Source organism: uncultured Pseudoramibacter sp., from assembly GCF_903789625.1.
In the GTDB taxonomy this organism is placed as follows: Bacteria; Bacillota; Clostridia; order Eubacteriales; family Eubacteriaceae; genus Pseudoramibacter; species Pseudoramibacter fermentans.
This window is the reverse complement of record NZ_CAIFFF010000001.1, coordinates 1-24,201: the sequence shown is the minus strand read 5'-3', so window position 1 is coordinate 24,201 and position 24,201 is coordinate 1. Positions and strand designations below refer to the sequence as shown.

General features: G+C 57.4%; 25 protein-coding genes and 1 riboswitch. Of the genes, 10 read left to right on the top strand and 15 right to left on the bottom strand.

Features of this window, described 5'->3' with window-relative positions; translation table 11 throughout:
- Position 1: 1 nt before the first annotated feature.
- Positions 2 to 583, bottom strand: coding sequence for a TetR/AcrR family transcriptional regulator (locus QZX60_RS00125; RefSeq protein WP_295359968.1), 582 nt, complete (start codon positions 581 to 583; stop codon positions 2 to 4).
- 171 nt (positions 584 to 754) lie between these two features.
- Between QZX60_RS00125 and QZX60_RS00120 the strand changes: the two genes are divergently transcribed.
- Positions 755 to 2,512: an ABC transporter ATP-binding protein gene (locus QZX60_RS00120; protein WP_295359967.1), complete on the top strand. Its 1,758-nt coding sequence runs from the start codon at positions 755 to 757 to the stop codon at positions 2,510 to 2,512.
- The gene (locus QZX60_RS00115; protein WP_295359965.1) at positions 2,509 to 4,332 is read left to right on the top strand and encodes an ABC transporter ATP-binding protein; all 1,824 of its coding nucleotides are present in this window, start codon (positions 2,509 to 2,511) and stop codon (positions 4,330 to 4,332) included. Before QZX60_RS00120 ends, QZX60_RS00115 begins: the two co-directional genes overlap by 4 nt.
- Before the next feature lie 99 nt (positions 4,333 to 4,431).
- On the opposite strand, the gene QZX60_RS00110 is transcribed toward QZX60_RS00115, so the two are convergent.
- The 3 genes from QZX60_RS00110 to QZX60_RS00100 all read right to left on the bottom strand — a co-directional run bounded on the left by QZX60_RS00110 (position 4,432) and on the right by QZX60_RS00100 (position 6,203).
- Positions 4,432 to 5,049: a glycerol-3-phosphate acyltransferase gene (locus tag QZX60_RS00110; RefSeq protein WP_295359963.1), complete on the bottom strand. Its 618-nt coding sequence runs from the start codon at positions 5,047 to 5,049 to the stop codon at positions 4,432 to 4,434.
- A complete protein-coding gene (gene larE / locus QZX60_RS00105; protein ID WP_295359961.1) occupies positions 5,046 to 5,876 on the bottom strand; it encodes an ATP-dependent sacrificial sulfur transferase LarE in 831 nt (276 codons plus the stop codon). Before larE ends, QZX60_RS00110 begins: the two co-directional genes overlap by 4 nt.
- A 105-nt stretch (positions 5,877 to 5,981) precedes the next feature.
- Positions 5,982 to 6,203 (bottom strand): hypothetical protein, encoded by a 222-nt coding sequence (locus QZX60_RS00100; protein WP_295360508.1) that lies wholly within the window; start codon positions 6,201 to 6,203, stop codon positions 5,982 to 5,984.
- On the opposite strand from QZX60_RS00100, the gene QZX60_RS00095 reads away from it, so the two are divergent.
- Positions 6,109 to 6,837 carry a biotin--[acetyl-CoA-carboxylase] ligase gene (locus tag QZX60_RS00095; protein WP_295360488.1) on the top strand — a complete coding sequence of 243 codons (729 nt, stop codon included), beginning with the start codon at positions 6,109 to 6,111 and terminating at the stop codon, positions 6,835 to 6,837. The two genes, QZX60_RS00100 and QZX60_RS00095, sit on opposite strands and share 95 nt — an antisense overlap.
- On the opposite strand, the gene QZX60_RS00090 is transcribed toward QZX60_RS00095, so the two are convergent.
- Positions 6,834 to 8,234 carry a PLP-dependent aminotransferase family protein gene (locus QZX60_RS00090; RefSeq protein WP_295359959.1) on the bottom strand — a complete coding sequence of 467 codons (1,401 nt, stop codon included), beginning with the start codon at positions 8,232 to 8,234 and terminating at the stop codon, positions 6,834 to 6,836. The genes QZX60_RS00095 and QZX60_RS00090 overlap by 4 nt on opposite strands.
- A gap of 127 nt (positions 8,235 to 8,361) precedes the next feature.
- Here QZX60_RS00090 and QZX60_RS00085 point away from each other — a divergent pair, with 127 nt between their 5' ends.
- A complete protein-coding gene (locus QZX60_RS00085; RefSeq protein WP_295359957.1) occupies positions 8,362 to 9,210 on the top strand; it encodes a pyridoxamine kinase in 849 nt (282 codons plus the stop codon).
- A 60-nt stretch (positions 9,211 to 9,270) separates the two neighbouring features.
- On the opposite strand, the gene cytX is transcribed toward QZX60_RS00085, so the two are convergent.
- Together cytX and thiD are read right to left on the bottom strand one after the other, a co-directional pair.
- Positions 9,271 to 10,449, bottom strand: coding sequence for a putative hydroxymethylpyrimidine transporter CytX (gene cytX / locus QZX60_RS00080; RefSeq protein WP_295359955.1), 1,179 nt, complete (start codon positions 10,447 to 10,449; stop codon positions 9,271 to 9,273).
- Positions 10,446 to 11,252 carry a bifunctional hydroxymethylpyrimidine kinase/phosphomethylpyrimidine kinase gene (thiD, locus tag QZX60_RS00075; protein ID WP_295359953.1) on the bottom strand — a complete coding sequence of 269 codons (807 nt, stop codon included), beginning with the start codon at positions 11,250 to 11,252 and terminating at the stop codon, positions 10,446 to 10,448. The genes cytX and thiD overlap by 4 nt, the downstream gene beginning before the upstream one ends.
- 102 nt (positions 11,253 to 11,354) lie before the next feature.
- Positions 11,355 to 11,461, bottom strand: a riboswitch (TPP riboswitch).
- A gap of 105 nt (positions 11,462 to 11,566) precedes the next feature.
- On the opposite strand from thiD, the gene pgeF reads away from it, so the two are divergent.
- Together pgeF and QZX60_RS00065 are read left to right on the top strand one after the other, a co-directional pair.
- Positions 11,567 to 12,445, top strand: a complete 879-nt coding sequence (gene pgeF / locus QZX60_RS00070; RefSeq protein WP_295359951.1) for a peptidoglycan editing factor PgeF — start codon at positions 11,567 to 11,569, stop codon at positions 12,443 to 12,445.
- 108 nt (positions 12,446 to 12,553) lie between these two features.
- Positions 12,554 to 13,294 carry a DUF975 family protein gene (locus QZX60_RS00065; RefSeq protein ID WP_295359948.1) on the top strand — a complete coding sequence of 247 codons (741 nt, stop codon included), beginning with the start codon at positions 12,554 to 12,556 and terminating at the stop codon, positions 13,292 to 13,294.
- A 69-nt stretch (positions 13,295 to 13,363) separates the two neighbouring features.
- On the opposite strand, the gene QZX60_RS00060 is transcribed toward QZX60_RS00065, so the two are convergent.
- From QZX60_RS00060 to QZX60_RS00030, 7 genes are all read right to left on the bottom strand, one after another.
- The gene (locus QZX60_RS00060) at positions 13,364 to 14,269 is read right to left on the bottom strand and encodes a putative ABC transporter permease (protein WP_295359946.1); all 906 of its coding nucleotides are present in this window, start codon (positions 14,267 to 14,269) and stop codon (positions 13,364 to 13,366) included.
- 8 nt (positions 14,270 to 14,277) lie between these two features.
- Entirely contained in the window at positions 14,278 to 15,492 is a 1,215-nt protein-coding gene (locus tag QZX60_RS00055; RefSeq protein WP_295359944.1) for a MalY/PatB family protein, read from the bottom strand.
- Positions 15,493 to 15,671: 179 nt separating this feature from the next.
- Positions 15,672 to 16,970 carry a phosphopyruvate hydratase gene (gene eno / locus QZX60_RS00050; RefSeq protein ID WP_295359942.1) on the bottom strand — a complete coding sequence of 433 codons (1,299 nt, stop codon included), beginning with the start codon at positions 16,968 to 16,970 and terminating at the stop codon, positions 15,672 to 15,674.
- A 77-nt stretch (positions 16,971 to 17,047) separates the two neighbouring features.
- Complete coding sequence (locus QZX60_RS00045) at positions 17,048 to 17,863, bottom strand: DUF389 domain-containing protein (protein WP_295359940.1); 816 nt, start codon at positions 17,861 to 17,863, stop codon at positions 17,048 to 17,050.
- A 138-nt stretch (positions 17,864 to 18,001) separates the two neighbouring features.
- Positions 18,002 to 19,345 carry an MATE family efflux transporter gene (locus tag QZX60_RS00040; protein WP_295359938.1) on the bottom strand — a complete coding sequence of 448 codons (1,344 nt, stop codon included), beginning with the start codon at positions 19,343 to 19,345 and terminating at the stop codon, positions 18,002 to 18,004.
- Between the two features lie 8 nt (positions 19,346 to 19,353).
- Complete coding sequence (locus tag QZX60_RS00035; protein ID WP_295359936.1) at positions 19,354 to 19,779, bottom strand: MarR family winged helix-turn-helix transcriptional regulator; 426 nt, start codon at positions 19,777 to 19,779, stop codon at positions 19,354 to 19,356.
- A gap of 131 nt (positions 19,780 to 19,910) precedes the next feature.
- Positions 19,911 to 20,429: a nitroreductase family protein gene (locus tag QZX60_RS00030; RefSeq protein WP_295359934.1), complete on the bottom strand. Its 519-nt coding sequence runs from the start codon at positions 20,427 to 20,429 to the stop codon at positions 19,911 to 19,913.
- Positions 20,430 to 20,561: 132 nt separating this feature from the next.
- Here QZX60_RS00030 and QZX60_RS00025 point away from each other — a divergent pair, with 132 nt between their 5' ends.
- From QZX60_RS00025 to QZX60_RS00015, 3 genes are all read left to right on the top strand, one after another.
- Positions 20,562 to 21,038: a hypothetical protein gene (locus QZX60_RS00025; RefSeq protein ID WP_295359933.1), complete on the top strand. Its 477-nt coding sequence runs from the start codon at positions 20,562 to 20,564 to the stop codon at positions 21,036 to 21,038.
- Between the two features lie 150 nt (positions 21,039 to 21,188).
- Positions 21,189 to 22,310 carry a CapA family protein gene (locus QZX60_RS00020; protein ID WP_295359931.1) on the top strand — a complete coding sequence of 374 codons (1,122 nt, stop codon included), beginning with the start codon at positions 21,189 to 21,191 and terminating at the stop codon, positions 22,308 to 22,310.
- Positions 22,311 to 22,859: 549 nt separating this feature from the next.
- The gene (locus QZX60_RS00015) at positions 22,860 to 23,219 is read left to right on the top strand and encodes a DUF1304 domain-containing protein (RefSeq protein ID WP_295359930.1); all 360 of its coding nucleotides are present in this window, start codon (positions 22,860 to 22,862) and stop codon (positions 23,217 to 23,219) included.
- Between the two features lie 158 nt (positions 23,220 to 23,377).
- Here QZX60_RS00015 and QZX60_RS00010 read toward each other — a convergent pair whose 3' ends face one another.
- Positions 23,378 to 23,638, bottom strand: coding sequence for a hypothetical protein (locus tag QZX60_RS00010; protein ID WP_295359929.1), 261 nt, complete (start codon positions 23,636 to 23,638; stop codon positions 23,378 to 23,380).
- Between the two features lie 48 nt (positions 23,639 to 23,686).
- On the opposite strand from QZX60_RS00010, the gene QZX60_RS00005 reads away from it, so the two are divergent.
- The gene (locus QZX60_RS00005; RefSeq protein WP_363174693.1) at positions 23,687 to 24,088 is read left to right on the top strand and encodes a CapA family protein; all 402 of its coding nucleotides are present in this window, start codon (positions 23,687 to 23,689) and stop codon (positions 24,086 to 24,088) included.
- Positions 24,089 to 24,201 lie beyond the last annotated feature (113 nt).

Below are 24,201 nucleotides of genomic sequence, written 5' to 3'. Positions count from 1 at the left end.
TTTAATGTCCGCGAAGCCGTTTGTAAATATCGGCGCTGATTTCGGCCATTTCTTCTGGCGTCTCCTTCATTCCGCGGACGAACCAGCTCCGGATGATAATCGCCAGCATCGTGTTGGCCGCCACCTGCGCGTAATAGGCCGTTGGATCGGTATCGTCTACCCCTTTGCACAGGCCGAAATCCGGCCGGACTGGCAGCCTTTGGTGAATGTTCATGAACAGCTTTACCTCTTCTTCATCCGATTTCAGCTGTTCGTACAGTTTTCTAAAAGCGGGCTCCGGTTCCGCGCCGGCCTGCACCGCTTTCAGCACATCGATCACCGCGCTGGTGTGGGTATTGTGAATATCCTGAATTACGTCGAGCTTCGAGTGGTAGTTCCGATAAAATCCCGCTCGGGAGACGCCGGACTTCTTGATGATCTCAGTCGTCGTGATGTCCTCGTAGCGCTTCTCCCCGAGCAAGATCAAAAGCGCCGTCTGGATACACGAGCGGGTCAGCGCTTTGGATTCGGCGTTGGACAGGCGCAGTGCCTCTTTTTTCTTAAGCTCCGATTGCGGATTCTGATGCTTTTCTTTCGTGTTCATTTTGGTTTTTCCTATTTTTTCCTTTTTTGATGAGACATTTCATCCATTTCTGTTCACTCGGTGCAAAACCGCATTGACCTTTTCGGCCTTTGGTGATACATTTGTCACACCTAAACACTTGTCTTCACTATACCAAAGGACAAATGATCTGTCAATTTAAGGAGGAACAACATGCTACGGATCTTTAAAAATATCCGGCGCCGAGACTGGGCGCTTTTCGTCGGCGCCGTCGCGCTGATCGTCGTCCAGGTCTTTCTCGACCTCAGACTGCCGGATTACATGACCGACATCACCAAACTCATTGAAACCCCGGGCAGCGAACTCCACGAGGTGTTGAAATCCGGCGGCAAAATGCTGGCCTGTGCCCTCGGAAGCCTGCTCTCCGGCGGGGTCACCGCCGTCATCGCGGCCAAAATCGCCGCGGATTTCTCTGCTGCTACCCGCAAAAAGCTTTACAACGCCGTTCAGAACTTTTCGATGGCGGAGATCCATCATTTTTCGACGTCGAGCCTGATCACCCGAATGACCAACGACGTCAACCAAGTACAGCTGCTGATTACGATGGGCATGGTCGCCATCGTCAAGGCGCCGATCATGGCGGTTTGGGCGATTACGAAAATCGCGGGCAAAAATGCGACCTGGACCATGGCCACCGGCGTCGCCGTCGTCCTGCTCTTTGTGCTCATCGGCATTGTCCTCTCGATGTGCGTGCCGCGATTCAGACGCATTCAGAGCCTGACCGACGACGTCAACCGGGTCACCCGGGAAGATTTGACGGGCCTGAAAGTCATCCGGGCGTACAACAACGCGGCGTATCAGACGTCCAAATTTGAAACTGTCAACGACAATCTGACGAACAACAACCTTTACACCGGGCATCGGATGGCGCTGATGATGCCGGGCATCCAGGCCGTGCTCAACGGACTGACCCTCGCCATCTACGCCCTCGGCGCGGTGATGATCAACAACGCGGCCATGACCGACAAGATCACGTTGTTTTCAAACATGGTGGTCTTCTCGTCTTACGCGATGCAAGTCATCATGGCCTTCATGCTCCTCGTCATGATTTACATGATTTACCCGAGGGCTTCCGTCGCGGCCCAGCGCATTCTCGAAGTCACCGATACCAAGCCGTCTGTCGTCTCCGGCAGCCGAACCGAGGGCGAACCGGGGCAGCGGGGGGAAATTGCCTTCCGTCACGTGAATTTCCGCTATCCGGACGAAAGCCGCGACGTGATTCACGACATCGACTTCACGGCTCACCGCGGAGAAACCGTCGCTCTCATCGGCGCAACCGGCTGCGGCAAGAGCACGATCATCAACCTGATCCCCCGTTTCTACGACACGACAGGAGGCCAAGTCCTCATTGATGGCGTTGACGTTCGGGATTACAGCGAGGCTTCCCTCAACGACAAAATCGGCTACGTCGCCCAGAGCCCCGAACTTTTCCAGGGGACCATCGCCTCCAACATCGCCTTCGGCGAAACCGCGGAAGGCACCCCGGACAGCGATGCCGTGCACCGCGCTGCCCAGACCGCTGAGGCGGCCTCTTTCATCGCCGAAAATGAAAAGGGCTACGACCGCTTCGTCGCCCAGAGCGGCGCGAACCTCTCCGGCGGACAGCGCCAGCGCGTCTCCATCGCCCGGGCCGTCGCCCGGGATCCTGAAATTCTGATCTTCGACGACGCCTTTTCGGCACTGGATTACAAAACCGACCGTCAGGTTCGGGAGAATTTAAAAACCGCCTGTGCCGGCGCGACCAAAATCATCGTCGCCCAGCGCATCGGCACCATCCGCGACGCTGACCGCATCCTCGTCATCAAAGACGGCGCCATCGTCGGAAACGGCACCCATCATGAACTCATGGCGAATTGCGAAGAATATCAGCAAATCGCCTTGTCACAGCTTTCAAAGGAGGAACTCGCATGAACAACAATCAACCGCAGCCCCGCCGCCGCGGTCCCCACGGTCCGGGCCCGCAGCTCGGGGTTCCGACAGAAAAAATCGATTTGCGCGCCAGCTGGGGCCGCATCCTCGGCTTCAATAAAAAATTCATCCCGATGATTATCGTCGCCGTCATTGCTGCCGCTTTCGGCTCAGTGCTGATGATCCTCGGACCGGACCGGCTTAAAGAAATCACGAACCTCATCGCCGAAGGCTTCATGACCGGCATCGACATGGACCGCATCTGGGATATCGTCCGGCTGCTGATCGCCATGTACGCCGGCAGTTTTGCCCTGTCTTTCCTGCAGCACTGGCTGCTCGCGACCGTCAACCAGCGGATTTCCCAATCCCTGCGCTCGGCGATCCAGACGAAGATCCACCAGCTCCCGATGGCGTATTTCAATCAGGTCAGCACCGGGGATGTGCTCTCGCGGATGACCAACGACATCGACACTATCGGCCAGTCCTTTAACCAGGCGATCGGCATGCTGTTCACCTCGGTGGCCATGTTCGTCGGCGCCCTGGTCATGATGCTGAAGACCAATCTGACGATGACGGCCGCCGCTGCGATCGCCTCGCTGATCGGCTTCCTCTTGATGCAATTCATCATGACCCATTCCCAGCATTATTTCACCGATCAGCAGAGCGATCTCGGCGCCATCAACGGCCACGTCGAAGAAATCTTCACGAATCACACCACTGTCAAGGTCTACAACGAAGCGGCAAATGAAGCGGCCGCCTTCGACAAAATGAACGAACACCTGAGACAAAGCGCTTTCCGCGCCCAGGGGATGTCCGGCCTGATGATGCCATTGATGCAGTTCATCGGGAATTTCGGTTACGTCGCCGTATGCGTCACCGGCGCCTGGCTTGCCATTGACGGTCAAATTAAAGTCGGCGTCATCGTCGCGTTCATGCTCTATGTCCGGTATTTCACGCAGCCGCTGTCTCAGATTGCCCAGGCCTTCCAGTCGCTGCAGCTCGCCGGCGCCGCCGGCAACCGGGTATTCGATTTTCTCAGCGCCGACAACATGCCCGACGAATCGGATAAACAAAAATCCCTTCCGGAAATTAAGGGCACGGTCACCTTCGACCACGTTAAATTCGGCTACAACCCGGACAAAATCATCATTCACGACTTTTCGGCTACGGCCAGACCCGGCCAAAAAATTGCCATCGTCGGCCCAACCGGCGCCGGCAAGACGACGCTTATCAATCTGCTGATGCGCTTTTACGAAGTCGACGGCGGCCGCATCACCATCGACGGCATCGATACCCGGGACATGACCCGGGAACAGGTACACGACCAGTTCTGCATGGTGCTCCAGGAAACCTGGCTTTTTGAAGGCACCCTCCGCGAAAACTTAACCTTCGGCACCGACGGCATCACAGACCGCCAGCTCGATCAGGCGTGCCGCGCCGTCGGCCTCGACCATTTCATCGCGACGCTCCCTGACGGCTACGACACCATGCTTGACGACAAAACCGAACTCAGCCAGGGGCAGCGCCAGCAACTGACCATCGCCCGGGCCATGCTCGAAAATAAACCGATGTTGATCCTCGACGAAGCGACCTCATCGGTCGACACCCGCACCGAACAGCAGATTCAGCGCGCCATGGACGAGCTCATGACCGGTCGGACCTCCTTTGTCATCGCCCACCGGCTCTCGACAATCCGCGACGCCGATCTGATTCTCGTCCTCCGGGACGGCGACGTCGTCGAAAGCGGCACCCACGAGGAACTGCTCGCACAAAACGGCTTCTACGCCGACCTCTACATGAGCCAGTTCGACACCGCCGCGTAAAGTATTTTTCTAAAAAAATAAGCGCGTATGAAATCATACTTCACACGCGCTTTTATTGTGCCACATATTAATTCACTCTGGTTCTCTATCTTCCACGCCTTATTTTTGCTTGATCTTCTCCCGGATCAGCCCGATCACATCGACTTCCGGCTCGGTGCCCTTGCGCATTTTCACCAAGCTTTTCCAATTGGACACCACCGCGAGCGCCGTCATCGTGGCGGCAATCCACCCTGCCGCAGGGCCCGCTGTGAGTGCCGCCGGGGCGATGAACACGGCCGGTATAACAACGGCCCCGACACAAAGATAACGGGTCAAGATTACAGCCGCCGCACCGGCGATCAGCGCTGCAAAGCCCCATCCCGGCAGCATCAGCACCACACCGGAGCAAGTCACTGCGACACCTTTGCCGCCTTTGAACCGGTGCCAAAACGGAAAATTGTGCCCGAGGACCGCTCCGATGGCGGTGACCCCGGCGACAGCCGCCGTGCGCCCGAAGAGCAGTGCCGTCACCAGCCACGCCGCGACCGTCTTCAGAATATCCCCGGCCAGGACTGCCATGCCTGTGCCAAACCCGAAGCAGCGCATGGCGTTGGCCATTCCCGGATTGCCTGAGCCCATTTGAAAAATCGAGACCCCTCGGCGGCGTCCCGCAAAAGCGGCACTCAAAAAGCAGCCGCAGCCGTAGCCGACCGCCAGGCAGATCAGTACGCGTTTCATGCCCGTTTCAGGGTTTCATTCATGCTCCCGACCCGGTAGCCCTGAAGGTCCATCGTCACGTAACGGAAACCCATCGCTTTAAAGGCCGGGACGATTTTGTCGCGCTGGGCGATCAGCTCAGCGAAATGTTCCGGCGCCACCTCGATCCGCGCAATCGGGTCCTCGTCGCCGTGGATGCGCACCCGCATCGATTTAAAGCCGAGATCGATCAAAAACTGTTCGGCCCGGTCCACCCGGCCAAGCCCGTCTGCCGTGATCGGATGCCCGTAGGGGAAACGGGAAGCCAGGCAGGCGTAAGACGGCTTGTCCCAGGTCGGCAGACCCTTTGCCTTGGAAATTTCGCGAATCTCCGCCTTGGTCAGCCCCGCGCCCCGGAGCGGACTTTCAATCTTGAGCTCCGACACCGCCTTGAGCCCCGGTCTATAATCGCCGAGGTCGTCCACGTTGGAGCCTTCGGCAACTTCAGAGAGCCCCAGCTCTTTCGCCACTTCCTGAATCTTCGAAAAATTCGTGTGTTTGCACCAATAGCACCGGTCCGGCGGATTGACGCGCACCTGTTCCACTTCCAGCGCGTCCACCGGGCAGAGGATGTGCCGGATGCCACGGCTTTCGCAAAAGGCCTTGGCTTCGTCCAATTCCCGCGGCGGCACCAGATTGGACGCGATCGTCACGCCGACGGCCTGGTCCCCGAGCACCTCGTGGGCCACGGCCAGGAGCAGTGTCGAATCCACACCGCCCGAAAAAGCCACGGCCACCGATCCGATGGCGCTCAGCTCTTCTTTAAGCTTATCGTATTTCCGCTGTGTCGTCTCCTTCAACGCCTGCATATTGTTCTCTCTTTCTATGTTTATCTATATTTCCGTTCTTATTTGATGTCAATCACATATTACATTGATCTGTAAATGATATTATACCATGATTTTCCCGCTATGCTATACTAAAAACAAATTCACTGACAAGGAGTGCACAATGACTGATATCCAATGGCGCGACACGGCGCCGCTGATCCCACACCTAAGCCGTCCGGCCGTTCTGAGCCGCGTCCGCTGGGCAAAAGTCCTGGGTTCCACTAACGACGTCCTCAAGGCGGCGCCGAATCTGCCCCACGGCGCCATCGTCGCGGCCGACGCCCAGCGCGCCGGGCGGGGCCGCATGGGCCGGCCTTTTTTCTCTCCGAAAGACTCCGGTCTTTATCTCTCGGTCCGCTACCGGCCGGCCGACAATCCCGCCCTTGCCGATTTCGTGACCATGGGTGCCTGCGCCGCCTCGGTTGTCGCCATCGAAAAAGCTGCCGGCGCTGTACCGGCCATCAAATGGGTCAACGACCTGATGATCGGACCGAAAAAAATCGCCGGCATTCTCACTGAGGGCCGGGCCGATCCCGCCCTTGAAAAGCAATGGATCGTCGTCGGCATCGGTCTCAATCTCTTTGACCCAAGCGGCGGCTTTCCCGATGACATCGCCGCAAGAGCCGGCAGCATCACCGGCATGACCGCAACCGCCTACGCCGAAAACGGCGGCGACCCCGACGACCTGCGCACGCGCCTGCTCGCCGCGATGATTGACGGCCTGACCGACCTCGGGCAAGCCGAAAGCCCCGCATCCTACGCCGACATCTACCGCAGACATTCCAACCTGATCGGCCGCGCCGTCACCCTCACCGGCGCAGGCGAACCGATTGTCGGCACCGTAACCGGATTCGACGATTTCGGCCACCTCAAACTTCAAATGCCGGACGGTACCTCGAAATTAATCCGCTCGGGCGAGCTGACGCTGCGCCCCCTTTAATCCAGCACCGCCGCGCTGAGCCGCTGCACGGCCTCGGGAATGACTGATTCCGGGATCGACGAGTAATTGATCAGGAACCGGTGAGCGCCGGCGTCCTCAAGGGGCGCCACCCGGATCCCGCGCTTGGCCGCGTCGCGCACGATATCGGCGTCGCGCTTCTTCGTCTTCAAGGTGAGGACGAAATGCAGACCGGCGTTTTCCTCGCTGATCGATGCGATTTTCGCCATCGGGCTCTCGGCCACCGCGCGCATCAGCGCGTCCCGGCGCCTACGGTAAGTCTGCCGCATCCGGTTGATGTGCTTTTCGTAATGCCCCTCAGAGATGAACCGGCTCAGGGCCGCCTGCTCGAAGGTCGAGACGGTGCAGGCGTAAAACCGGAGCTTGCGATAAAAGGCTGCAGTCAGCGCCGGCGGCAGCACCATGTAAGACACCCGAATCGTCGAGGCCAAACTTTTGGTGAAGGTGTTCATGTAAATGACCCGGCCGGTCATATCGATGGCGGCCAACGGCGGCACCGGCCGCCCCGTCATCCGGAATTCACTGTCGTAATCGTCCTCGATGATGATCCGCTCCGGCGAGCGGTTCGCCCAGCCGAGCATATCGTAGCGCCTGGCGATGGGCATGGTGATTCCGGTCGGGAAATGATGGCTCGGCGTGATGTGCACGACCGACGCACCGGAGGCCTCGAGCAGGTCGGGCCGAAGCCCCTGGTGATCCAGCGTGATCTTTGCGGTCCTGAGCCTGTGGGCCTGATACACCTGCAGGATTTTCCGGTACCCCGGCGATTCCACCGCGTAGATCCGATCGAAGCCGAGCAGCTGGATCAGCAGCGTGTAGAGGTACTCGGTGCCGGCACCGACGATGATCTGCTCCGGCGCGACGACGAGGCCGCGAAAATCCCGAAGGTGGTCGGCAATGGCCGTGCGCAGCGCCATCGTGCCGCCGGCCGGCGGGTTGGTCATCAGCGCCAGCTGGTCGTCACTCAGCGCCTCCCGGGTCAGCTTCGCCCAGAGTGTGAACGGGAAGGACGCCGGATCTGTCTGGTTGCTTTGAAAATCGGCAAACCAATGCCGCTGGCTCAGCGCCGTGTGCAGCGACGCCAGCACCGGGTCAGGTTCGCGGCTGGCCGGCACGGTCTCCGGCGTTTTCGGCAGGGTCTTGACCTCAGCGACGTAAAACCCACGCCGGGGCATAGACGTAATGTACCCTTCTGCCATAAGCTGCCCGTAGGCGTTTTCGATTGTGGAAACGGACACGCCGAGCTGTTTGGCAAAGGGCCGCTTGCCCGGCAGCGCTTCACCCGGCGCAAGGTTGCCGGAGAGAATGTCGCTTTTAATGTCCTGATAAAGCTGGATGTACAGCGGGTCGCCCCCGCTCTTGAAATGATAGGTAAGCATCGCATCTGACCTTTCTGATTATTCCCAAACTGACTCTTTTATTCGGTTCAATATCGATTATAATAAATGCCAGCGGGATTGACAAGCGTTCCCATTTTACGACATTCACACACTCAGGAGGCAAACCATGAAACGTGTCCTTTCTATCCAAGATATTTCCTGCTTCGGCAAATGCTCGACGACAATTGCCCTGCCCGTTATTTCGGCCATGGGCGTCGAAACGGCGATTCTGCCGACGGCAGTGCTCTCAACCCACACGATGTTCAAAAATTTCACCTGTGCCGATTTAAGCGATCAAATCGCGCCGATCACCAAGCACTGGCGGGACGAAGGCATCACCTTCGACGGGATCTACACCGGCTATCTCGGCTCCTTCGAACAGATCGAAATGGTCGAAAAAATCTTCGACGATTTCGCACCGGACGACAAGACGCTGAAATTCGTCGACCCGGTTATGGCCGACAACGGCGCCCTCTACCCGGCCTTCGACCTCGACTACGCGAAGCGCAACGCCGAATTCTGCGGCCACGCGGACATCATCGTCCCAAATATCACCGAAGCCTGCTTCATGACCGACACGCCCTACAAGGCCGACATGAACGAAGCTGAAGTCAAGGCGCTGCTCGAAAAGCTCGGCAAGCTCGGCGCGAGAATCGCGGTACTGACCGGCGTCTCGCTGTCCGACGGCATGACCGGCTTCATGGGCCTCGACACCCAAACCGGCGAATTCCTGTCTCACCAAAATCCGCGGATCGACGCGTCCTATCACGGCACCGGCGACCTGTTCGCGAGCGCCTGCGTCGGCGGCATCTTAAACGGCCTGCCCTGGGATCAGGCCATGGCCATCGCGTCCGACTACACCGCTGAAACCATCGCTGTGACCCTGAAGGATCCGAAGAAGCCCTGGTACGGCGTCAATTTCGAAACGACGCTGCCGAGCCTCATCGCCAAACTCACCGTCGCGAAAAATATCTAACTTTCAAATTGCAGCCAACAAAAAAAGGAAATCCAAAGCAAATCGGATTTCCTTTTTTATTTACGCCTGCGCTTTCTTTTTCGGCGACGCGATGAGCAGGATCACCATCGTGATTGCCATATCCGGCAGGGTGGATCCCACCGGCAGATCGACCTGCATCAAAAGCCGATACAGGACAAAGCCGATGACCCAGACCACCAGGTTGCGCACGTTCCAGTCACGGTCTGCACTGTCCGCCTTTTTTAGGATGAAATAATCGGCGATCTGCACCGCGATCATCGGCGCAAAGACCGACCCGATCAGGTAGAGGAATTGGGTGATGTCGTCCATCGGGAAGAGCATCGCCAGCACGATGCCGATCACGGTCGCGATCATCGCGACGTTTTTGCCCGACAGCTTTGACCACAGCGATTCCGTCGAAATCCCAGCCGACCACGCGTCGAGGAACGTCGTCGTGACCGTCGACAGAATCAGAATGATCAGCGCCGCAATACCGAGGCCCGCCTTGACCATGATCACCGCGATGTTGCCGCCGCCGGTGAGCAGCGCCGCGCCCATGCCGATGATGTACATCCAGGTGGAGACGCCGCCGTAGACGAGGGTCGACGCCATCGTCGCCGCGAAGGGCTTTTCCGCCTCACGGGTGTAGTCCGAGATCAGCGGCAGCCAGGACAGCGGCATCGCCACCGCCAGTTCAATTGCCGCCCCAAAGCTCAGGCCCGAGGTCGGCGCCACCGACCACACCGAGCCCTTCGCGAAAATGACCCGGCACATGACGATCGTCAGGATGAACAGCGCCGCCATCGCGATTTGGTTGACCGGCCCCAGATTTGTAATGCCGATGGCGATCCACAGCAGAATCAGTGCGCCGATGACCAGGCACCAGACCCAGGCGTGTCCCGGGAAGATGCCGTCGATGGCCGCGGCCCCGTCGTAAATCATGATCGCCGTCCAGCCCACGAGCTGGAGGACGTTGAGAGCCGCAAAAATCAATCCGCCCTTGCCGCCGAAGGAGAGCTTGACGCTTTCCATCGCGCTCTTCCGGGTCCGCCCGCCGATGAGCCCCGAGAAGAAGAACATCGCACAGCCGATAACGTGGCCGATCAGAATCGCGGCCAGGCCCTTCGCGAAGCCCAGCGGTGCGAAATACGTCCCGGTCAGGATTTCCGCGATGGACACCCCGGCACCGAACCAGATCAAGCCGTTCTGAAAACTCGTCGTGCGTTTTTCGCCGCTCATTCACGCACCGCCTTGTACGCGTCCTTGATGTCAAAGGCGTGATTCATCGGGCCAGATCCCTTGCCGAGATCGAGGCCGTCCGCCAGCGCGCCGGAGAGGAAGGCCTTCGCCTGAGCCACCGCGTCGTTCAGCGCGTAGCCCTTAGCCAGGTTGGCCGCGATCGCCGACGACAGGGTGCAGCCGGTGCCGTGGGTGTTCGGATTGTCGATGCGCTTACCGGTGAACCACTGTCCGCCGTCCGGCTGCCAGAGGTAGTCGTTGGCGTCGTTGACCTGGTGACCGCCCTTGACGAGGACCGCACAGCCGAGGTTTTCGCCGATGGCCTGTCCGGCCTTTTCCATGTCGGCTTCAGTTACGATGTCGAGCCCCGAGAGAATTTCCGCTTCGGGGATGTTCGGCGTGATGATTTCCGCCAGCGGCATCAGCGCGCGCTTCAGCGTGTCCGCCGCGTCATCGCGCAGAAGCTTCGCGCCGGAGGTGGCGACCATCACCGGGTCGAGGACGATGTGCGCCGCCTGGTAGTGGGCGAGGCGTTCGGCGATGACCTCGATCAGCGCGGCCGAGCTGACCATCCCGATTTTCACCGCATCAGGGAAAATATCGGTAAAGACCGCGTCCAGTTCTTCCCCTAAAAACTTCGGGGTAACTTCCATAATGTCCGTGACGCCGGTGGTGTTCTGAGCCGTCAGAGCCGTAACCGCGCTCATAGCGAAAACGCCGTTTACGGTCATGGTTTTCAAATCGGCCTGAATGCCGGCGCCTCCGCTGGTATCGCTGCCAGCGATCGTCAATGCTGTTCTCATTGGTTGCTCCTTTTCACTTCGCATTTCCGTTTTCTAAGGCGATTCAAGGTGGTGCCCCCGATGAACCGCGCACAAAAAAAGCAGGCGGACCCGCCTGCAAAGCTCATCGTTCCCGGTGCTCCCTGCGTTGGCATGATCCAAATCAGGTTTAAGGGTCTAGGCCATTTGGTCTACTCTCAGCCTGCGTACAGACTCCCCTGCCTTTTTTACAACGCCCCTAGTATAGCGCACCACCTTGCATTTTGCAAGGGCCGTGGTACAATGAACGCAAACTCAAAAAGTACAATATCATTTAATAAAAGGAGCGCCATGATATGCAACTCATTCGAAAAGATCCGAACCGTCCGGTTCTCCTAGACCGAACTGAAACGATCGGCGGCCTGCCGCTGCGCACGCTGTCCTTCCCAATGCTCGAACAGACCGGCTGCGTCGATCACGTCTTCACGACGCGGGAGGGCGGCGTCAGCTCCGGCGACTGCGCGGCCATGAATTTCAACTACGACCGGGAGGACGATCCAATGGTCGTCGACGCCAATTACCAGCGCATCGCCGACGCCTTCGGCGGCGGCCGCAGCCTGCGCCACTTCGTCTGCGCCCATCAGGGCCACACCGGCAACGTCCGAGTTGTCGACAAACGAGACGGCGGCGAGGGGACGCTGTTCCGCCGCTGGGGCAGGGACGTCGACGGCATGGTCACCAATACGCCGGGACTGATCCTCGGTGTCTTCACTGCCGACTGTACACCAGTCTACCTGGTCGACCCGGTGCATCGGGCGGTCGGCCTCGTGCATTCCGGCTGGCGGGGCACGGCTGCCGGCATCGCGGCGGGCGCCATCAATCTGATGCGCACCCATTTCGGCACTGATCCGGCGGATCTCATCTGTGCCGTCGGGCCGTCCATCTGCCGAGACTGCTACGAAATCTCCGAAGACGTGGCCAAAGTGTTCCAAGACCGTTTCGGCGCCCAGGCCGATCAAATTCTCTGCAATCCCCACACCCGTGACGGCGCCCTGCACTGTCAGCTCGATCTCTGGCAGGCCAACCGCCTCGTCCTCGAAAACGCCGGCGTCAAGCCCGAGCACATTCAGGTCACCGACGTCTGCACCCGGTGCAACGCGAAGCTGTTGTTCTCCCACCGCGCCGCCGGAGAGCACCGGGGCAACTGCGCCGCTTTCTTAAGTCTTAAGCCTTAAAATATCTATACAAATTCCTTGATTTCGTAAAATATTTATTGTATTATTGCCTTAGCAAAGTGAATTGCCAAGGCAATTTTTATTTTTAAAGAAGAGAGTGTAAAAACTATGATTAATCGCAAATTATTAAAACAAGACGCCAAAAACGTCTTTCATGCCCACTACTGGGCCCTCGTCGGCGGCTATTTGATTTTCACCCTCATTTCCGGCTTCCTGGGCAGCGGCGTCTCCTACATTTTCTCCGGTGGGGGCACTTTCTCCCATCTCGATGAAATCTTCCAATTCAATTCCTTCATCGCGAGGCCGGCCATCGTGACCACCCTGCTCGGCATTTTCGTCGGTCTACCCCTGGAAATCGGACAATATCATTACGCCTTGGAAAATCGGAAAGGCCACGTGGATTTCGGTCAGGCCCTTTCCTACGGCTTTACTCACAATTACGGCAATGTCATCCTCGTGCTCTTCCTGCGCAACTTATTCATCTTCCTCTGGTCTCTGTTGCTCGTCGTTCCCGGCATTGTCAAGGCTTATCAGTACCGGCTGGTCGGCTACCTGGTTGCAGAAGATCCCAATTTGACGTACGAAGCCGCCCTCGAACGCTCAAAGACGATGATGGACGGCCACAAAATGGACGCCTTTGTGCTCGATCTGTCCTTTATCGGATGGTTCCTGCTGTCCGGCCTCACCTGCGGCCTCGTCGGCATTTTCTGGGTGATGCCCTACTACCAGCAGACCGACGCCGAATTTTACGCCGCAATTATCGCGCAGCAGCCTGACGACACCCAATCGTCCGACGCCACTACCGAACCCCTCGATGACCCCGCTTCGACAGACGGCACTGTGCAGTAAAGGGTAAAATCCCGTTGCAGACATAAATATAACCCGTTTGGATTTGTATCAATCCAAGCGGGTTGTTTTTTATTTCTTTTCACCGTTCATTTCATCCCGCAGCCAATCGAGTACTTCTCCGAAATCCCGATGCCGCATCGACGGAAAGGCCCGCATCAGCCGGCGTCCGCCGAAAACCTTCGGCGCCATAATGCGTGCCCGCAGGCGCTGAGCCTTGGCTCTTAAGGCCTGGCTGCGCTGGCGCACCGCGGCTTGTGCCGCTGCCTTCTTGGCTTCAGCCCGTTCGCTCATTTCAGCCCGGGCCAGAGCCGCCTGCACCTGCCCCTCCTGAACGCGCTGGGTCGCTTCCATCGCGCCGCCGCCGATGTCCTCGGTCAGCTTGTCGCTGACGGTGCGCAGCGAGGTCCGGATTTCGTCCAGCTCGGCCAGCCGTCGGTTGAAGCCGTTGATGATCATGACCGTCACGATCAAATCGGCCAGGTACACGCTGTACAGCACCGCCAGCACAATCCAGCCGTAATCCGGCGGAATCAGGTCGGTGGCCGTGTGGCGCACCATCGGCTGGACGTACTGCACGACGAGCATGATCGCCAGCCCCCAAATGATCGAGTACTCCGGACAGATGTAGCCGCCGACGTTCAGCGGCTTGTCGCTGTAGTCCCACCACCGGGTGTGAAACAGCCGATCCAGCGCCCAGCCGGCGACCAGCTCGATCAGCGTCGCGAAGATCATGCCGACGAGGAAAATCGTCCACGCCGGCAGACGTTCCGGCGCCGTCCGGCCGATTCCCCAGGCGACGGCAAAGACGGCCAGCACGCCGAAGCCGTACACCGGGCAGACCGGGCCGTTCAAAAAGCCCCGGTTGACGATCTTCCCCTGATGCACTGCGTGAAACACCACCTCGACGACCCAGCCGAGGAAGGAGTAAATGAGAAAGTACCAGGCGATCTGGTAATAGGTCATCCCTACAATCATGGCGATCCTCAGGCGTTGAACACGTAGCGGTCCATCCGATGAAAGGCTTCCGCGATTCGGTGGGTCGGTGAGGCCAGATTGAGGCGGATCGACGTCGGCGCCTCGAACAGATGGCCGTCTTGCCAGCCGACACCGACGTCCCAGCCCTTTTGAAGCAGTGCTTTCTGGGTGATGCCGTGGTTTTTGAGCCAGTCCGTGCAGTCCAGCAGCAGCATGTACGTCCCTTCAGAGCGGAAGGCCGTGACGCCGTCGAAATGGGCGTCTACGTAGTTGCAGGCAAAGTTCACGTTGTTGGACAGCACCGGCAGCAGCTGGCTGAGCCAGTCCGCACCCTCGTCACTGTAGGCGCCGATCAGTGCGTGCTCGGACAAGACGTTCATCGCGTTGTAAACCGTTTTTTGGCCGATCGCCCGAACCCGCTGCCGCACCGTCTTGTTGTAAATGACGCTGTAAGAGCCGATCAGGCCGGCCAAGTTGAAGGTCTTGCTCGGCGCATAAAAGGCCGCCGTGTGAGTCTTCGCCCAGGCATTCACCGACTGAACCGGTGTGTAGCGGTGGCCATTGATCAATAAATCCGACCAGATTTCGTCGGCGATCACGAAAACGTCGTTGGCCTCACACACCGCCAGCGCCGCCTCGAGCTCTTCCCGGCTCCAGACCCGGCCGCAGGGGTTGAAGGGGTTGCAGAAAATCGCAACGTGAATGTCGTACTTCTTGATTTTCGCGTCCATATCCTCGGGGTCCATCCGCCAAACGCCGGCTTCGTCCCGCTTCAGCGGACTGTGAACGATGTGGAAGCCGTTGCTCCGGACGCAGTTGGTGAAGCCCATGTAGGTCGGGCTGTGGAGCAGCACCGCGTCCCCCGGCGCTGCGAACACCTTCAGCGTCGAGACGATGCCGCCGAGGACGCCGTTTTCGTAGGTGATGACGTCCTTGGTCAAATCGTCGACGCCCTTGCGCTTGTGCCAATCGATAATGGCCTGATAGTAGGCGTCGCTGGGCGCGAAATAGCCGAAGGCCGGGTGCTTCGCCCGCGCGATGATCGCGTCTTGAATGGAGCGGGCTGTCGGGAAGTTCATGTCCGCCACCCACATCGGGATTACGTCGAAGCCCGGCTTCGGCGCGCTCGGGCTAAAGCCCTTCAGGGCCTTTGACCCCACCGCGTCCACCGCCATCGCGTCCTTTCCCCGCCGGTCCAGCACGGTTTCAAAATCGTATTGCATAGTCGTCTCCCTTCTGATCTTTTTGATTATTTGATTGTTGTTGTTCAGCTTTGTCTTTTTATCATATCACGGTTTCGCGGTCCGCGCCTTTAAAATCGTCACGCCATAAACAAAAAACCGCCCGGCGAAAAATCAATTTTGCTAGACGGTTTGACGTTAAAAAGAATGAAGATGTTGTTTTATTTTCTGAACCCGAAGGCACCCTTTCCGAGGTACATCGCGCCGGCGCCGAGATCTGCTTCGATGCGCAGCAACTGGTTGTACTTGGCGACCCGTTCCGTCCGGGACGGTGCGCCGGTTTTGATCTGACCGGCGTTGACGGCGACCGCCAGGTCGGCGATGGTCGTGTCTTCGGTTTCGCCGGAGCGGTGGGAAATCACCGCGCGATAGCCGGCACGACCCGCCATGCGGATGGCTTCCAGGGTTTCAGACACGGTGCCGATCTGGTTGAGCTTGATCAGGATCGCGTTGCCGGCGCCGAGATCGATCCCCTTGGCGAGGCGTTCGGTGTTGGTGACGAACAAGTCGTCCCCGACCAGCTGCACCTTGCCGCCGAGGGCCGCCGTCATGCGCTGCCAGCCCGCCCAGTCTTCTTCGTCGAGGCCGTCTTCAATGGAGACGATGGGGTATTTCCCAAGGAGATCTTCCCAATGGGCGATCAATTCATCTGAGGTAAAATCCTTCCCCGATTTCGGCTGGTGGTAGAAGCCCAGGCCCTTGTCGCTTTTCCATTCCGAGGACGCGGCGTCCATCGCGAGGACAAAATCTCCGCCCGGCGTGTAGCCCGCGTTTTCCACGGCCTGAAGGATGTGCTGAATCGCGTCTTCATCCGAGGCCAGGTTCGGCGCGAAGCCGCCTTCGTCACCGACCGCTGTGGTCTGTCCTTCGCTCTTCAAAAGCTGCTGGAGGGCGTGGAACACTTCGGTGCTCTGGCGCAGCCCTTCGCTGAAGCTCGGCGCGCCCACCGGCATGATCATGAATTCCTGGGTGTCCACCGAATTGGAGGCGTGGGCGCCGCCATTTAAAATGTTCATCATCGGCACCGGCAGCACGGTCCCATTGGCCCCACCGAGGTAGCGGTACAGCGGGACGCCTTCCGCCTTGGCCGCCGCCTGAGCCGCCGCGATAGACACCGCCAGAATGGCGTTGGCGCCGAGAGCGGATTTATCCGGCGTGCCATCCAGATCGAGCATCGCCTTGTCGATACCGGCCTGATCTGAAGCGTCCATCCCCGCCAGAGCCGGCGCGATCTTGTCGTTGACGTTGGCGACGGCCTTTGAGACGCCTTTGCCGCCAAATTTAGACGGATCCTGATCCCGAAGTTCCAGCGCTTCGAATTCGCCGGTGGATGCGCCCGACGGCGACGCGCCGCGGCCAACCGTGCCGTCCGCGAGACGGACTTCCGCCTCGACGGTCGGATTGCCGCGGGAATCGATGATGGTCCGCCCTTTTACAGATTCAATCTTTAATGGATTCATGTTGATGACTCCTTTCGTTGTTCGCTTTATCTAATTTTTGGATTCATCATAACCGCAAAACCTTATATTTTCCTTTATTATCTCAGACCAACCGAAAAGGCGAGCACGATACACGGCAGCAGCACGATAATGGTATTGCGCACCATCTTCATCCTGCCTCTGTGCCATTCCGCCGGCGTCAGCTCCCGCACCTTCGGAATTTCGAGGAGACTCAAAAACAGACAGGCCGACGCGTAAATGAAGTAGGCGTTGATCAAAAACAGGTAGGCCGCACCGCCGAGCATCCGCAGGTTCATGTTGGCGATCGCGTAGCCGCAGGTGCACAGCGGCGGCATCAGCGCCGTCGCGATGGCCACCCCGGGCACGATGTTGTTGGCCTTTTCCTTGTTCGTCTGGCCGACGATGCCGGCGATGCCCCCGGCAGAGGCGATGATGACGTCGAAAAAGGACGGCGACGTCCGCGCCAAAAGCTCATGGGTCGGCGCCTTGACCGGGCTCAAGATGAAATAGATCGTCGAGGCGATCAGACTGAAAATGATTTGAAAGGCAAAGCCGACCGAATGAAGCCGCGTCAGATCCGGATCGGCGGACACGGTGCCGTAGGCGATCGCGAGGATGCTGCCCATCAGCGGCGAGACCAGCATCGCCCCGATAATGACTGGAATGGAATTGGTGTTCAGTCCGACGGACGCGATCAAAATAGCGCAGACCATGACGACCATATTCGTCCCGGTCACCCGGCCGCCGGACAGCAAACGGTCCTTGATTTCCTCGTTGGACGCCGTTTCGGCCTTGATCTGCAGCATCCGCGACGTCATACGGTTGAATTTGCTGCTGTTGTTTTCCTGGACTTCTTGATTGTTTTGGTTTTTCTGATTCTCCTGATTTTTCATACATTTTCCTTCTTTTCGTTTAATGTTCTTGGCGCGCATAAACTTTCAAGTTCGGAACAGGTTAACACATTTTCTTTCGATCTTAAAGCTTAAAGTTTGATTTTCAGGTGATGAAAAATCGCCTTCCTCCTCTGGCCGTCAATAGCCGTACCGTGCACGGTTTTTCCGCAGAAAAGTGCCTGTGACGACGAGAGCCAGCACCTCCGCGACGATGATCGCGAACCAGATGCCCGTCAGCCCGAAAAATGCCGGCAGCAGCCACACGCAGCCCGTTTCAAAGACGAGGGTGCGCAGGAAGGAAATCGCGGCGGAGACGAACCCGTTGTTCAGCGCCGTGAAGAAGGACGAGCCGTAGATGTTAAACCCTGCAAGCAGGTAGGACAGGCTGTAGAGTCGAAAACCGCGGACCGTCATCGCGAGCAGATGGGCGTCGTAGCTGACGAAAATCATCGACAGCGGCCGAGCCAGGATTTCAGCCGCCGCCGTCAGCACAACGCCGGTCACGGCGATCAGCGACAGGCTCCGCTTCAGAATGCCGTGGAGTTCGTCCTTGTGGCCCGCACCGAAATGAAAGCCGACGATCGGCGCCGTCCCGGTCGAATAGCCGATGAACACCGCGAGGAAGATGAAGTTCACGTACATGATCACCCCGTAGGCGGCGACGCCGTCCTGACCGGCAAAGCGGATCAGCTGCATGTTGTAGCAGATGCTGACGATGGACAGAGAAACCGTCGTCATGAATTCCGATGCGCCGTTGGCTGCCGCCTTCTTGATCTTGCTGAAACGAAAGCGGGGCCGTCCGAGGTGGAGCGCTGCCGTATTGGGACGCGCGAAATAAACGATCGGCACCGCGCCGCCGATGAGCTGCGCGAGGGCCGTCGCCAAGGCCGCACCCCGAATGCCCCAGTGAAAGACGGCCATGAACAGCCAGTCGAGGAACATGTTCGTCAGCCCAGCGATTACTGTGAGCGCAAAGCCCAGCTTCGGCTTTTCAGCCGTGATGAAAAACGCCTGAAACATATACTGCAGCATGAAAATGATCATCGCCGGCATCAAAATAGTACCGTAGGCCATGGCCTCTTCCAGCATGGCGCCTCTCGCGCCAATCGCCCTCAGAATTGGGCGCAGCAGCGGCGTGCCGACTACCGCGACGAAAACACCCACCGCGATCGTCGTGCACACCATCAGCGAAAAGGTTTCGCTCGCCTCCTCCCGCCTGCCTTCGCCCAGCTCCTTCGAGACCAGGGCACTGCCGCCGGTGCCGAACACGTAGCCGAGGGCCCCGAGAATCTCGAGCACCGGCAGAATCAGGTTGACTGCCGCAAAGGACGTCTTGCCGACAATGTTGGACACGAAAAAACCGTCGACGACGCTGTACACCGAAGTGAAAATCATCATCCCGATGGATGGCAGCGCGTAGCGCAGGAGCCGGTCCGTTGTGAAATGATCTGACAGATGAATGACCGTTTTATTTTTTGACATGCAGCCTCCTATAATTTTTCAATTTCCTTCTTTAATTGCGCCTCAAAGGCGCGGTTCAGCCGAATGAGGATCTTCGCCTCTTCCTCTGTGAATGTGCCGAAGATGTGCTTTTCGATCTCAACGATCCGGCCGACGGTCTGTGCAACTGCCGCCTCGCCTTCCTCAGTCAGCATCACCCGGGTGTTGCGGCCCTCCCCGGGCACGAGGTAAAGCCAGCCCCTGCCCTCCATTTTGCGGATCGCCGAATTCACGGTCGAGCGAGCAATGCCGGATTTCTTGTACAGCACGCTCTGATTGGTGCCGCTGCCTTCGACGCAGAGGGTGTAGAGAATACCGAATTCACTGTCCGACAGGCCGAGACGCACCGCCGCGTTGTGATAATCCACGTCCATTTCGCAGATAATCTGATTGTAGGTTTCGAATAAATTGTCCATTGTATCTCCATTTCGACGTATGTTTGTATTTTTGTACGTTTTCGGACATTATAGTACGAATTCGGACATAAGTCAATCAAAAAAAGACACCCGCCTCAGCGGATGCCTTTATCAATCCTATTAAAAATCAGTTAGAGTTCCTTCACCAGTTCGTCGCGGGAGCGGTTTTCATTGTGCAGGTGCGCCGCGTGGACGCCATCCTGCGCGTAGCCCATCGGCATCAGCAGCACGACCCGTTCGTTGTCTGGAATGTTAAAGGCTTCTTCGGTCTTCGTGTTCGGGAAGTAGTTGACCCAGCAGGAACCGATGCCCAGTTCCCAGGCTTCGAGCATCATGTGGGTGGCGACGATGCTGACGTCTTCCTGACCGGCGGCAACGCCTTCCTCCAGCGGATTTTTCCACTGTTCGTCTTTGTTGTAGGTGAACATCAGTACGACCGGCGCGTGAAAAGCGCAGCTCGTCAGACTGTTGATCTTTTCCAACGCTTCCGGGCTTTTGAGTACGTAGCACCGCCAGGGCTGTTCGTTGCGGGCCGTCGGCGCGATGATGCCGGCTTCGATGATTTTGTCGAGTTTATCGTCTTCAATCGGCGTGTCCTTGTATTTGCGCACCGAATACCGCGCTTTGGCTAAATCTAAAAATTTGTCCATGGTTTGCCTCCAATTCGTTTCAGTCTGGTCTTAGTTTAATCCTTTTTCTTTAATTGGGCTTTAAGCCTTTTTTTCGATTCGCCTGCTACACTTACTGGAAAACCCATAAAACACAAACGAAGGGAGTAAGAAATGGCAAACGATCGATGGAAAAAATTGCTGGAAAAGGGCAGTGACCTCGCCTCCAAGGGCGGTCAATTTGTCAAAGAAGGCATCGACTCCGGCAAGGAAGAGCTGCATCACCGCTTTAACGACGAAGGCTACCAGCAGGGCCTCGTAGAAGGCAAGGAACAAGGTCTCAAGGAAGGGCTGTCGCGGGCCATCCAGTGCCTGCTCGAAGTGGACGCCGCCGACGCCGACATGATCCGGGTGCTCGGACAGTTCTGGGATTTGAATGACGCCGACGCCAAGGGCTACCTCGCCCAGGAAAAATCCAACGCGGCCATCCGCGCCCTCTCCCATTACCTGAAGGCCGAAATGGCCTGGCCCAACGCCGAAATCGAGGACTTCCTCGCGGCGCACCACGTCCGGGACCAGCTGGAAGACAACCCGAAGCTCTGGAAATACGAAAAGAACCCGGCCAAGCTCTACAAAATGCTGCAGGGCTGAGACGCCGACTCGGCTCTCTAAAGGATGATCGCCTCAGATCATCCTTTTTATTTTGCGCTGAAGGGCTGTTTAACGATTGCATCTTTTTAAGATAAATGATACCATTTAAAGTTATTAAAGGATATCATTTATTTGAAAAGGAGTACCCCCATGCACCACCGATTGATTCGTCGTATCTTACCTGTGATTCTCTTATCCTGTGTCCTCTGCGCCGCCGCGTTGGGCGGGTGCAGCTTCGGCCGGAAGGCGCCGTCGAAGTCCTCGTCCAAAGCGACCAAAACGTCTAAAACATCAGACAAAAAGCCCGCTGTCGATGTGAACTTTTCCGCCGCTGGTGACTGCACCCTCGGCGTCGACTCCCGGTACAGCACCAACTTCAACAGCGTCTATCAGCGCCGCGGCGCTGCCTACTTTCTGAAAAACGTCCGCGATGTATTCAGCGCCGACGACCTGACCGTCGTCAACCTCGAAGGTACCTTGACCACCTCCACCGACCGCGCGGTCAAAACCTTCACCTTTAAGGGGCCTGCCGATTACATCAAAATTTTAAAGGACGGCAGCGTCGAGGCCGTGACTGTCGCGAATAACCACTCCCACGATTTCGGCAGCGCCGGCTTTTACGACACGCAGCATGCCCTGGACCGCGCCGGCATCACCTATTTTGGCTACAACACCATCGCTTATCAGCACGTCCATGGCGAAAAGTTCGCGATGATCGGCATTAACGGCTTGGATGACCCCAGCAAAACCACGCTTGTCAAACTCATCGCGCGCGCTAAAAAGCGGAAGCCCGACGCCATCGTCGTCTACTACCACTGGGGCATTGAACGCAATGCCCAGCCGGAGGCTTACGAAACGGCGCTCGCCAAAACCGCGATCGATCACGGCGCTGATCTCGTCCTCGGCTCCCATCCCCATGTGGTTCAGGGGATCGAACGATACAAGGGGCGCTACATCGTCTACAGTCTCGGCAATTTCTGTTTTGGCGGCAACACCAATCCGTCTGACAAGGATTCGATGATCTTTAAACTGACTTTCCACTTTAAAGACGGCAAGCTGACCGCGACGAACGGCGCCAAGGTCCTGCCCTGTTCCATCTCCGGCCATACCGGCACCAACGACTTCCAGCCTCGGGTGCTGACGGGAAGTGAAGGCACCCGAGTGTTAAACAAAATCAGCACACGAAGCCGTACCTGGGGCGTCTCGGTCGATTCGGACGGCACAGTACAGACTTCTGATCACACCACGGCTCAAACTTCTGCAGCGCAATAAATTAATCTCAAAAGGATGATCCACCCCGGTCATCCTTTTTATTTTTTCACAAAAAAAGAATCCGAGACCTTCATCTGGATTCAGGAATAAGGAAAGGATATATTTTGAGATACTGATGTGCCTAAACGTGAGCGAACAGCCGCCGCGGAATTTTTGGCGTACGGGGCACAGGCTCCCGTCACCGATTCCGCTTCCATTCGGCCCGTTGGTTCACTTTGACTGCAGACCGGATTCCCCGTCAGAGACACAATACGGTTTGATTGAGGAACAGACTGTCTCTGAACTTGGAGAAATTTCCCGATCCGCTATGGTCACCGCGCCAGGTCCGCCCCTAAAAGGTATCGGCCTGTCACCGGAATTTTGACGGTTGGTGTCTCTCTTTTATGGTTCTACTTTACCACGATCCCGCGGCCCGATAAACCAAGGCTCTCTTAAATCTGTGTAAAGCTTTGATAAAGTGGCCCACACTTGCCGAATTGCCTTGACTTTTTGCGTCTTTTCCTCTAAATTAAAAACCAATTCATTTTACCGAAAAAAGGAGACGCTTTTATGTTTTTACCGATCAAAATTTTGTCCGTTCTGGTGGCCCTCGAATTTTTCTACATTCTCTACCTCGAAACCTTCGCGACCACCTCGGCCACCACGGCCCGGGTTTTCGGCATGGACCAAGAAGAACTTGCCCGCCCATCTGTCCAGACCTTATTTAAAAACCAAGGGATTTACAACGGCTTAATCGGCGTGCTGGTCCTGCTGGCCGCGCTGGTCTTCGTGAGCAAAATCGCGGTCATGCTGCTCATGGGCACGATCATTCTGGTCGCCCTCTACGGCAGCTTAACCAGCAGCCCGTCGATTCTCATTAAGCAGGGCGGGCTGGCTATCGTCACGCTGATTCTGTGCGCGATTTTTTAAAATACCTCAAGGTGAAACACAAAAATAAGCTGCGGCCGAGCCGCAGCTTTTATTTTTGCGCCGATTTACAAAATCGTCTCTTATGAATCGATAAGTCTTTTTCCGCCTTCCCCATTCAAACTGCCCCTTTGGTTTCGCCCGTGATTGGCTTCTTCTCGTCATTGAAGGGTGGCGAGGAACGCCGGATCCTGCATCAGCGGCCGGGCAAAGCCGAAGAACTGAATGCCCCGCCGGCCGCTTTCCACCAGGTCTGCTTTACTTCTCAGGCCGCCGGTCAAAATCACCGGCACCGCGATTTCGGCCTGGAGATCAGCCGCGGCGTCCAGATAGTAATGCCGTTCGGTGCGGCCGTGGGCGTACCACTTCTCACCGCTGACTTCAATCGCATCGATGCCGGCTTTGGCCAGCTGCTGCCCCATCCAAAGGAATTCGTCAGCGGTTAAGCCGCCCGGCGTTTCGTCAGACGAATTGATTTTGATTCAAACCAGGTAATCGGCGCCGATCTCGTCCTCGGCTCCCATCCCCACGTGGTGCAGGGCATCAAAAAATACAAGGGGCGCTACATCGTCTACAGCCTCGGCAATTTCTGCTTCGGCGGCAACTCCAATCCGTCTGACAAGGATTCGATGATCTTCCAGCTGACCTTCCACTTTAAAGGCGACAAGCTCACCGCCACGGACGGCGCCAAGGTACTGCCCTGTTCCATTTCCGGCAGTTCCACCTCCAACGATTTTCAGCCCCGGGTGCTGACTGGAAGCGAAGGCGCGCGGGTGCTCAATAAGATCAGTACCCGCAGCCGCTCTTGGTGCGTCTCGATCGGTGCCGACGGCAGCGTGCAGGCGGAAAGCAGCAAAGGCGCGGCAGAGTAGAACCGACTATCTGAATAAAAAAAGGCATCGCCTCCGTATTTTCATACGGTTGCGATGCCTCAGACTGTCGACAAAGTCTAGGGCAAACGCTCTAGGCTTTGTTTTTTTATAGC